This is a genomic window from Bradyrhizobium sp. Ses1, assembly GCF_059512365.1.
The window spans coordinates 1-10,366 of record NZ_JCAMOQ010000104.1; the positions used below are offsets into that span (position 1 = coordinate 1).

General features: G+C 61.4%; 8 protein-coding genes and 1 pseudogene. 2 read left to right on the forward strand and 7 right to left on the reverse strand.

What is annotated here, in order from left to right:
• The 5 genes from AC5ZG5_RS44795 to AC5ZG5_RS44815 all read right to left on the reverse strand — a co-directional run.
• Positions 1–92, reverse strand: a 92-nt coding sequence (locus tag AC5ZG5_RS44795; protein WP_496114004.1) for a LysR family transcriptional regulator, incomplete at its 3' end; no start/stop codon positions are given.
• Positions 93–508: 416 nt separating this feature from the next.
• The gene (locus AC5ZG5_RS44800; protein WP_456646121.1) at positions 509–1,195 is read right to left on the reverse strand and encodes an antibiotic biosynthesis monooxygenase family protein; all 687 of its coding nucleotides are present in this window, start codon (positions 1,193–1,195) and stop codon (positions 509–511) included.
• A 257-nt stretch (positions 1,196–1,452) separates the two neighbouring features.
• Positions 1,453–2,199 (reverse strand): ferredoxin reductase, encoded by a 747-nt coding sequence (locus AC5ZG5_RS44805; protein WP_456646122.1) that lies wholly within the window; start codon positions 2,197–2,199, stop codon positions 1,453–1,455.
• Entirely contained in the window at positions 2,192–2,797 is a 606-nt protein-coding gene (locus AC5ZG5_RS44810; protein ID WP_130230755.1) for a sulfite oxidase-like oxidoreductase, read from the reverse strand. The genes AC5ZG5_RS44805 and AC5ZG5_RS44810 overlap by 8 nt, the downstream gene beginning before the upstream one ends.
• A 446-nt stretch (positions 2,798–3,243) precedes the next feature.
• Positions 3,244–3,657 (reverse strand): cupin domain-containing protein, encoded by a 414-nt coding sequence (locus AC5ZG5_RS44815; RefSeq protein ID WP_130230753.1) that lies wholly within the window; start codon positions 3,655–3,657, stop codon positions 3,244–3,246.
• 478 nt (positions 3,658–4,135) lie between these two features.
• Here AC5ZG5_RS44815 and AC5ZG5_RS44820 point away from each other — a divergent pair, with 478 nt between their 5' ends.
• Both AC5ZG5_RS44820 and AC5ZG5_RS44825 read left to right on the forward strand, forming a co-directional pair.
• The gene (locus AC5ZG5_RS44820; RefSeq protein WP_456646123.1) at positions 4,136–4,540 is read left to right on the forward strand and encodes a baeRF12 domain-containing protein; all 405 of its coding nucleotides are present in this window, start codon (positions 4,136–4,138) and stop codon (positions 4,538–4,540) included.
• Positions 4,541–5,076: 536 nt separating this feature from the next.
• Positions 5,077–6,503: pseudogene (locus AC5ZG5_RS44825) on the forward strand (IS1182 family transposase); the annotation flags it as partial.
• Between the two features lie 1,235 nt (positions 6,504–7,738).
• On the opposite strand, the gene AC5ZG5_RS44830 reads toward AC5ZG5_RS44825, so the two are convergent.
• Both AC5ZG5_RS44830 and AC5ZG5_RS44835 read right to left on the reverse strand, forming a co-directional pair.
• Complete coding sequence (locus tag AC5ZG5_RS44830; protein WP_456646124.1) at positions 7,739–8,242, reverse strand: hypothetical protein; 504 nt, start codon at positions 8,240–8,242, stop codon at positions 7,739–7,741.
• Between the two features lie 72 nt (positions 8,243–8,314).
• The gene (locus AC5ZG5_RS44835; protein WP_456646125.1) at positions 8,315–8,599 is read right to left on the reverse strand and encodes a hypothetical protein; all 285 of its coding nucleotides are present in this window, start codon (positions 8,597–8,599) and stop codon (positions 8,315–8,317) included.
• Between the last annotated feature and the right edge of the window lie 1,767 nt (positions 8,600–10,366).

Here is a 10,366-nt window from a genome sequence, read left to right on the forward strand (position 1 = left end):
GCGGGCTGCGTGACATTGCACTGCTCGGCCGCGCGGGTGAAGTTGAGCGCGGATGCGACGGCGAGGAAGTAGCGAACTTGATGAAGCTCCATCGGTTGTTCTGTTCTCCGTCAAGGTGCGGCTGTCGATACTGACGAGCCTTCACTCGACGACGTGTCGAGCACGTCGCAATCATGGGCGTAGATGTAACTTGCGTGCACACGTTGGAACGGCTCGGCCGATTGATTTGGACGCACGGACACGATTTCAGGAACTTCTGAGAGCCGGGCCAGTGCATGCGAGGTGGGCGAGAACCGGACGGGCCGCCGCGCCGCGTGTACGCACCCCCAAAAGGCATGATCGTGAGGGCTGAGGTCAATCGTTCGACAACAATCGGAGCGAGCCTCAGCGACAATTCGTCAACCGCCAATACGTCTGTTTCTTATGAAGCCTGGCGAAATGCGGGACTGGGTGGCAGGAACGCGGAGTCAAACTCCCGGCAGGCTGCGCCCCTCCCGACGGAGCGGTGTCAGGCGTGGAGGGTCGCGCCGCCCTTGGCATCTGCGTAGTATTGAGGCGCCTCGCGACGGTCGTATTTCCCGTAGTCGCGCACGATCCGCACTCTCCGGACCCTCGCCGTGTCATTGGGCGCGGAAGCGTCCTCGTAGGCCTGCGCTGCAGCAGCGTCCTTCCAGGATATGAGCAAAATCAGGTCGCCAGGCGTGAGCACGGCGTCGAAGATGTCCCAGGACGTGCAGTTGGCGGCCCAAGGGTTCAGTCCGAGCCACTCCGCGCAGTGGTACGGGTTGTTGGTCTGCTTCCATTCCGCAGGGCGCGTCGCGTTGATCAGCGTGACCGCAGTTCCCTCCCCGACCTCGGTCTCGTCGAGCCGCTGCTCAGTGAGGGTGTACCCCGCGGGCATCTTATTGTCGGCGGTGATCTGGCCGACACGGAGATGGTAGTCTGCAAGAATTTCGTCGCGGCCCTTCTGCTGAACCTGGTGATGGCGCATGCGGGTGCGCCAGCGAACGAGCGACTTCTCGTCGCGCCAGTTCGAAAGCGAAAGGATCCAACCCTCGCGGGTCAGGCTCTTGTAGCGGATGTTGTCGACGAAGCCTTCGACCTGCTCCAGTTCGGGGCGCAAAATCTTGGCGTTGTCGAGGTAGTCATCCCAGTTCTCTTTATTGGGGAGGACTTCGAAAATCACTGAAAACATGGTCGTATCCCGCTTCTAGAGTGTTGCGACGAAGTCGATCTGGATCTCGATTTCGGGGTGCCCCCGCCATGCGCGCCGCCTTCACAGCAGAAGACCTTCGAGCCGTCGATCGATCGTCTTTGACAGCATCCGCGTGGCTCCCGTTTCGTTCACAGTTGCGTATCCTTGCATTCAGCACGACCGTGATCGCCGCAGGCCGCACGGATAATCTGGCGTTTGCGAAAATTATCCTCCCGCGGAGCGAGAGGGATCGTCTCTCAAGCGCCGTAGCGTTCGGTCTTGATCGCCGCGGCTTCCAGTCCCAAGGCGAGCGCGGCGTCCGCCGCGATGTCGACGAAGGCATTCGCCCCGCACACGAAGGCGCAGCCGGCGGACACAGGCAGCCGCCCCGCGACGTCAGCGACCATCTTGCCGTCGATCCGCCTGCTGAAGTCGGTGCGGCGCATCGCCGGCTCTCGTGTCAGAGCCAAGGCGAGCACGAAATCGGGAAGCGACCTCTCGAGCTCGAGGAGCTCGTCCCTGAACAGCACGTCACCCCAGGTCCTGGAGGAGAGCAACAGCGCGACAGGCACTGGCTCTCGGCTGGCCTTCCGATACCGGATCATCGCCATGAGCGGCACGACGCCGGAGCCGGCGCCGATCAAGAGCACTGGTTTGCTGGAAGGCCCCGGCCACAGAAAGTGTCCGCCAATCGGCCCGCGAAGCTCGATCGTGTCGCCTACTTGGGCGACGTCGTGGAAGAACGGGGAAACCTCACCGTCCGGGAGGCGCTCGATCGCCAGCTCGATCAACTTGGAATCGCTCGGCACCGAGGCGATCGAGTAGCTGCGCATGGCAGTGTAGCCGTTGGGCGCAGTCAACCGCACGTCAACGTGCTGTCCGGCCGTATAGTCGAACGGTTCGGAGAGGCAGAGAAAGAAGCTCTTGATAGCCGGCGTTCTCGTCGCGATCTCGATAATCGCACAGCTCTGCCATCCCGCGTTTGCGGCAATCGCTTCAGTCATTCGCGTATCGCTGCTCACGCCACGGATCGCCGTACATGTGGTACCCGCGCAGCTCCCAGAAGCCGGCCTCGTCGCGCTCCGTGAACTGAAGCCCGTTCACCCACTTCGCCGACTTCCAGAAGTAGAGATGCGGAACGAGCAGGCGCGCCGGCCCCCCATGGTCGCGCGGCAGCGGCTGGCCTTCGTACTTGAGCGAGACCATCGCCTTCCCCATTGCGAGGTCGGCGAGCGGCACGTTGGTCGAGTATCCGTCGTAGCAATGTGCGAGTGCAAACGGAGTGGGTGCGCTAAGGCCAGCGTCGGCGAGGATGTCGTCGATGGCCACGCCCTCCCAGGCGGTGTTGAGCTTCGACCACGAGGTCACGCAGTGGATATCTCGCGTCATCTTGGTTCGTGGAAGCGCGTTGAACTCCGACCAGTTCCACGCTTTGACCGGACGAGGTCCGACCTTGAGTGTGAAAGTCCAGTCCGCGGGCTCGATTCGCGGCGTGGGACCGGCCGTAAGCACCGGGAAATTCTCGACGAGGTGCTGTCCTGGGGGAATCCGGTCCGATTGTTCTGATCCGGATTGGCGGCCTGTGAAACCGCGAGTGACCATAGCGGATTTCCTCCGTCAGCGGGTGAAAGGAGCAGCGGGTGAAAGGAGCTTAGTCCCGCACAACACGCTAAGCTGCTGTGCGCCGGATGAGCAAGGTACCAGCGAAGCATGGAATTCCGCGCGGCGAATGGGAAATGACGTCAAGCCATGAAGTCGATAGCCGCGCGTTATGATCCCCGTAAGCACGTGAACACCGCTTCGCGGTCGCCGATGGGAAGCGCCGCACTCCCACCACAGTGTGCCAAACGTCTTTCTGCCATGCCGACAACGGTTGGCCATCGACTTCATGGCGAAAGGTGATTTTTCATCGTAGATCAAATCTTCGCGCCATTGTCGCTCGCCTAGGCCGGCCCGTGGAACCAATCATTTGGCGCGGTCGCGCGCGGCCGGCACCCGGGCCGGAGCGGGCGCACGGTCGCGAACGCCGCGCGCCGTGGTCCCCGCCCCTAGGGGAACGTCAGGCCGAAAGCTGTCGGATCGGGCTGCTCGCCTTTCCGCGGGACCAAGAAGCGCTCCAGCCCACCCGGCACGAAGCTGAGCAGCAGAGTCGCCTGGTCGCCGACCACCTCGATTGTATGCGGCACACCGCGGGGAAGAGCCGCGTAGGCGCCGGGCCCCACCTCGACGCGGGCATCGCCGACCCGCGCGATTAGCTGCCCCTGCACCACGCAGAGCAGCTCGTCCTCGCGCGAGTGGGTATGCAGCGGCGGCTCCTCCCCGGCCCGCACCGTCCACAGGACAGCGCCATATTCGCCTCCGGTCTGGCTGCTCTCCACTTTCATCTCGACGCTCGAGCCCCCATTCGAGGTCACCGTTTCGCCGCCGTGGGGCGGCGTGAGAACCGGTTGCTTCACTGACATTTGCAGCCTCCTGATTGTGGACCCTTGTTCAGATGTCGGAGAGGCGGCGAAAGGTTGCCGCTCACGCTCGTCAGCATGAGATTACGCGCGGCGAATGGGAAATGACGTCACGCCATGAAGTCGATAGCCGCGCGTTATGATGGCGGTAGGCATGTGAACATCTCGTCGCGGTCGCCCTAGAGTTCCGCTCGGGCGAGTGCTCGCAGACAGAAGCGCCGCACTCACTCCGCAGCGGTGCCAAGCGTCTCTCAGCCGTTGCCGATAACGGCCGGCTATCGACTCCATAGCGAGAGGTGATTTTCCTTTGGACCGTCATAGACTCAATCTTCTACCTAACGTCGATTCCTTTCGGCGATCGTTGGGACTGTCCTGCTCCGGGGAGTTTCGTGCCGGGAGCTTAAGAGGCGCAGCAGAACGCCGGCATACGAGTATCATAGCCCGCCGTGTTAAAGCGGGATCGTGAACGGGAGGTCTTTCGATGATTCTGCCTACCGGTACGACAGTAGCCGTTGCTGACGGCGAGACGATCCGCCTGTTCCACAATACAGGCGTGAAACCTGGGGTGCACTTGGTCGAGATCACCGCAGCTCCGCCTGCCTCCGCCCACTCAGGCTCGCGTGCGCGGCATCGCACCGTTTTTGCTAACCCCGACGGGAGGCGGCTCGTTGAGGACGACTTCGCGGCAGCGACGGCCGCGTTCCTGAACAAGCTTAGCCTGGACGGGACCATAGAACACCTGGTCGTTGTCTCCGACCCCAGGACCCTGGGCGAGATGCGCAAGCACTTCAACCACGACCTGAGAGGCAAGATCTTGGGCGAACTCGCAAAGGACTTCAGCCATCGTCCGCTCGAGGACATCGCCTCACTGATCGCCGAGGCCTGACGCGCCACCGCCGAGCGGTGAGCGAACTTCGCTCTTCGTGACGTAAGCGGTTACCAAAACTCCTGCCGATGCGGATGGTGCCGGTTAGGCGCGTTCGTCCGCCGGCATTGAAACTATCAGCCTGCAATTGCAGGCTGCCTGCACTCTTGGGCTACACTAAGGGGCTGCACAGAGAGCCTTCGTTGTCACAACAGAGATGACTGTGCCGGCGGCACGGAAAGCCTGGGCTGCAAATCAACGACTTCAGCAGCGGCTTATCAAGCGGCGATTAACGAAAGCGGCGTTGCCTTGGGTAGGGCAACATTGGTGACTGTTTTTCGGCGGGCCAGACGACGCGGTGGACTGGAGCTTGCCTACTATCTCATCCAGCGGCCTGAGGCCGACGGCGTCCCGGAAGCGCGGCATTCAATTAATTGCTTTGCACTGAAGCGAAAGCGGATGGAGCGAATGTCGGCTAGTGGCCCAGGCCGTGTGAAAACGATCTGTTTGCCGTGATTGGCGCGATAAGAATTCCCTGCGTTTGCAGGGAGCATCTACTGAAGCGCTTTGTTGAAGGGGTGAACCGCGGACAGAGCACGTTGGTCCCCGCGCTGCTCGACGACTACGTGGCCGAGGACAATCCGGTACGTGCGGTTGATGTGTTCGTCGACGGGCTCGATCTGGCCAAGCTCGGCTTCGTTGGCGTCCAGCCGCTCGACACGGGGCGGCCCGGCTGACATCCCGGCATAATGCTCAAGCTCTACATCTACGGCTACCTCAATCGCGTGCCGTCGAGCCGACGCCTGGAGCGGAATGCCAGCGCAATATCGAGATGATCTGGCTGACCGGGCAACTGACGCCGGACTTCAAGACCATCGCGGATTTCCGCAAGGACAATGGCAAGGCCATTCGTGAGGTCTGCCGCGAGTTCGTTGCGCTGTGCCGCAAGCCTGATCTGCTTGTTGCAGCGAGCGTCGCCATTGATGGATCGAAGTTCAAGGCCGTCAATGCGCGGGACAAGAACTTCCCCGAGGCGAAGATGAAGCGGCGCCCGGAGCGGATCGACGAGAGCATCGCCCGCTATCTCTCGCAGCTCGAGACCGCCGATCGGCACGGCGATGCAGTGCCAGAGGCGAAAGTTGCGAGGCTGGAGGGCGAGATCGAGAAGCTCAAGGAGAAGACCGCCCGGCTCAATGCGGTCAATGCGGAGATGATGAAGAGCGAGGACAAGCAGATCTCGCTGACCGATCCTGACGCGCGCTCGATGGCGACAAGTGGCAAGGACACCGGGATCGTTGGCTACAACGTGCAGATTGCGTCGATACGCAGCATCATCTCATCGTGGCTCACGAGGTCACCAACGCGGGCACCGATCGCCACCAACTCGCTAACATGGCCGGGCAGGCGCGCGACGAGATGGCTGCCGAGACGCTCGAAGTCGTGGCAGACCGCGGCTATTGCGATGGAGAGGAGATCAGGGCCTGCGAGGAAGCCGATATCACGGTGACGTTGCCGAAGCCGATGACTTCGGGCGCCAAGGCTGCTGGCCGCTTCGGCAAACAGGATTTTGTCTATGTCGCCGCCGACGATATTTATCGCTGTCCCGCCGGCGAGCGGCTAACTTATCACTATACGAACGTAGAGGACGGAAAGACCCTGCGCCGCTATTGGACAAGCACCTGCAAAACCTGCGCGCTAAAAGCTCAGTGCACGACAGCCCCCGAGCGCCGCGTCTCACGCTGGGAGCATGAGGCCGTTCTGGAAAAGTTCAGGATCGGCTCGACCACACCCCCCATGCAATGGGTGTTCGCCGTCAGACAGCGGAGCATCCATTCGGCACGATGAATGTTGTGTGGGAGCAACGTACTTTCTCACGAAAAAGCGGCTAAAGCTGGCCACGGAGATGGCGCTTAACGTGCTCGCCAACAACATGAAGCGCGTGAGGATGATCGTGGGCGTAGGCGGATTGCTGAAGGCGGTTGCGGGCGTGAGGCCGGCTTCTGCGCGACCAAATCAGTGCCTACACGACGCTCCTGGTTGCCACCGAGATGACAGGAGGTCGATTCCACCGAATTAGAAGCTCGGCGGCGGATCTGCCGCGGATGCCCACGGCGCGCAAATCGACGCGTGACGAGCGCGCCATAGATCCGGTCCCGGTCGCGGACTATGTAACGCGAAGCTTCGTTCCACAGGAATGCTTCGGTGATCTGGCGTGCAACCCATTCCGCGGTTGGTGCGGGGTGACGTTGATCCAGAGAAGCTCTCTGCAACCCAGCCGCATGATGATGCAGGCGTACAGCGGGTCGAAGAAGGGTCGGGACACGAACAGGTCATGGCGGCAACATCTCGCGCATGGTGACTCAAGAAGGTGCGCCATCCTTAGCTTGGCGGCCCGTGCCGCTTGACCAGGTATTTGGCGACACTCGATTGCGCGACCTCAAACCCGAGTTTGTGCAATTCGCCGTGGACGCGTGGCGCGCCCCGATAGCGGGTTCTCGATGCTCATTAGCCGGACCAGCGCACGCAGCTCCGCGTAGAGCTGCGGCCGCCCTCCCCGTCGATGCGATTTCCAAGGCCAATAGCAGCGAAAGCCGGCTTTGTGCCAACCCACGAGCGTCTCGGCCGGATGATCGTGACGACCTGCAAGATCGACGGAACCCAGCGGTACAGCTGCATCAAGAACCAGCGATCATTGTTCGTAAGCCTGACGCGACCATGGACACTCCGTCTCAAGACATTCAACTGATGTCGAAGCACCGCGTTCTCAGCCTCAAGCCGCAACTTCGACTCGAATGGCGAGGCCAGGACAGCCAGCACGAAACGCAGAACCTCGATCATTCCGCTAGCTTAGGAGATTCCATCACGTCATCAACTCGGATGAGATTTTCGGTACACACACCGGGAAAATCACGAAATTCGGTGCTTTTGTTCCTTCACTAAGCGCTGGTTTTTCAACTCCAAAATTGCGACTTGCCCGCGTTGCGAGGTCGCGCCGGGAAACTGTCCAATTTCGGACGCTTTACGATCATTCGCTCCAAGTCCCCGGTACCATCCAGACGCAACTGGACGGTCCGTTCAAGTCGCCACCAGCGTCCTTTCCGTACTTCACCAACAAGCCGTGCCGTCTTGTGCAGACTTCGATAGCGTAGACCATGATGTTGATCCTTTCCAAGCTGGTACATTGTCCTCGAGGGATCTAAGTCCGAGGTGGTGGACACTTTATCTGGATTGCACGGAAACAACTCCAATCACGAAGTTCTGAGATGCCCGCATCCTGCTTACCGACAGTCGCGTCCTCGCTGAGCAGGTGACGGCCGGGATCAAGTTGCTGGCGTTCCGCGGGCAAGACATTGAGGTCGCGAGGCTTGTGCTATATAGCCGGTCATCCTGCCACGGCATCGTTGGCAGCGACGGCGGCCGCCGCCTGTACCTCCGCCGCTCGCCCGTCATGGGCTTCGGCAGCTTCAGAGTGGCCAAGTTGGCGATTCTTTCCCGGCTCGCCTCCGGCCGCTTCTCGAACGTGCGATGCGGCTTCACCTCGCGCGCCAGTTCTTTGGCTTCGGCCTCGCCAATGCCGCGCCAGCGGTTCGATAACCGAAACACGTTGCCGCCGCGCGGACCCGTCTCGATCTCGATCAGGCCAAGATTGACCAGCATCGGCAACGCTGACGACACCACCTTCTGCGTGATGCGGTGATCCAGCATGAAGGAGAGGTAGGACACGCTCGCCCTGTCGCCGCCGCCGATCGCCTGCTGTCTGATCGATCTGTCATCGTCACCTCTCTCGATCCTTGGCTACAGGCCAATCCATACCGCCAGCGCGACCATGACGACGACCGCCGCGACGAAGATCGCAGTCTCGATACGCGACATTCGCCACATCGCGCACCGCCGTTGTGTACCACATGGTACATAATTGAGTATATGGAAATTGCAAATACCTTCACATCGGGTCGCGCGGTCACCGGATTCCTCACGCTCACCAAGGGACCCAAGAAGCTCTAGGGACGCGGTCGCCCCCCAACTCCTGCCGTACTGCTCTTGATCGTAGGCTTGAAGGATGCGGACAAAATCAGCCATGCTGGATCGATCCCGATTGCCGGCCATAGCTGCAACCTAAGTATTGGACGCGCGCTGGCTGCCTTGCCAAAACCGCATCAAGAGATCGGCAACGTTTTTCATGGCGTACTCTCCGCAGCCAACTGCAGTAGACTCTAATTACTGGAGCGGCAAACGCGCGGCTCGATCAAGGGAAAGGCCGGCGGGCGCTACGCCGCCGACCTTATCCTGCAACTGCCTGCTCGTGGCCGGTTCCGTTGCCTTTCACTCCGCATTCATTAGGTAGCACCGAGCACTTCGTTGACGCCATTGCGCGCGGGTATGAAGTGACCGTACTGAGGTACCCTCCGCCTAGTGAAAGGGTATAAGTCGACTAGACGTCGGTCGAATCCCAAGGGGTGCACACAAAAAGAAAGGCCGCCTGCGTTGCCACAAGCGGCCCAAGTCCAGGGAGGAAACGCCCAAAGGGGCAGCGATAGCGATAACCGGCGTGCGCTCGGAGAATTCCGCGCAGATGCGCCCAGCCTAGGACAATGATGTGGTCCAGACGTTCTCGGCGGATTGGAAGCGTCGGCGTTGAAAAAGACCCTTGATCGAGTGCCGTCGGTAACGCAAATGCCGCGCTTTGCTCGCCCGCGTGTTCGATCGGGCCGCGGCCCAAACGAGGGAGAACTAGTCACGCGACTCGATGGGCTGACTGGATGTCGACTTCGGGCCGAGGTCGTGTATCGCTCCACTGGACGTTGAACGCATTCGCCTGAAGCTGAACGCTCCTCGCGGCTTCTCTCTTGAATTCGCGCGCAAGTTGAGGAGGTGCGTTCTTTCATTTCGGGGGCACATGCGGACATTCATGATCGTAGCGGCTGGACCGGCCGTGTTGGGCTACGCCCCATCGGCCGGCGGCGCTCCCGACTTCTCCCGCCATCAAGGTTGCCCTCGCTGCGCTGCCCAGGGGCGCAGGAGCCGCCTCCGAGGGCGATGCCCGCGGCGCCGCGTCAGGAGTCCGCTCGGCCGGTCCGCACTGCTCTCCCCACGCCCAGAGGGAACCAGCGAACTACCCACCGGCCGGGACACGCGGCACCGGCGGTGAAGCGAGCGGCAGAGCTCTTCACCGCCGCGGCCATCGCCGCCCTAATCGTTCAGGACAGCCGTGGCGCCTACCATGCCACTGGCAGCCCTGCGCATGCCCGGACGCCCAATGCGCAACAGGCGAGCCTGCGGCGGCCGAAGCGCGTAAAGCCGTCCCGACGACCGCGCACCGCTCTGAACGGCTGTAGGTAGTGCCGCTTGCCGAGCGTTTTTGCAGCTTGTCGATCATGCGCAACGTGTAGTCGCGCCGGTCGGTCGCTCCAGCATACGTCGACGATCGCAATCCGCGTCCGCGACCATCTTTTTCCGCGGTTCCTCAGCAAAGACTCGGGCGAGCCACTCAGGCGAAATGTCGTCTTAGCCTGCGAGCTCTGTCTACCGCCTTGTCGATCGCGGCTTGGTTGCGCTCGATGGACACAACGAGCTCATGGCGAGACATTTCTGACATCGCCTTTTGCGGCGGCTGAGCACGGGTCGAAGGATAACGTGACCCGCACGATCCAGGATCTTGAAGGACAAGTCCGCGCGGACGCAGCTGCTCACCCTTTCATCGACCAAGAGCGTCTTCGCAACACAATACGCAAGCGGCGCGATGGTAGTCTGCAGGTCATCCTGGATAGCCCTAGGTCGCGTGGACAGTTATCTTAGCCAGAGCAGAGTTGCGGCGATAGCGACGACAGCGAAGTAATTTCGTGCGGT

What these genes read in the sequence shown, in the direction of transcription:
- AC5ZG5_RS44800 (WP_456646121.1), bottom strand. Translation starts at nt 1,195, where the DNA reads ATGTTTTCAGTGATTTTCGAAGTCCTCCCCAATAAAGAGAACTGGGAT.
- AC5ZG5_RS44805 (WP_456646122.1), bottom strand. Translation starts at nt 2,199, where the DNA reads ATGACTGAAGCGATTGCCGCAAACGCGGGATGGCAGAGCTGTGCGATT.
- AC5ZG5_RS44810 (WP_130230755.1), bottom strand. Translation starts at nt 2,797, where the DNA reads ATGGTCACTCGCGGTTTCACAGGCCGCCAATCCGGATCAGAACAATCG.
- AC5ZG5_RS44815 (WP_130230753.1), bottom strand. Translation starts at nt 3,657, where the DNA reads ATGTCAGTGAAGCAACCGGTTCTCACGCCGCCCCACGGCGGCGAAACG.
- AC5ZG5_RS44820 (WP_456646123.1), top strand. Translation starts at nt 4,136, where the DNA reads ATGATTCTGCCTACCGGTACGACAGTAGCCGTTGCTGACGGCGAGACG.
- AC5ZG5_RS44835 (WP_456646125.1), bottom strand. Translation starts at nt 8,599, where the DNA reads ATGGCTGATTTTGTCCGCATCCTTCAAGCCTACGATCAAGAGCAGTAC.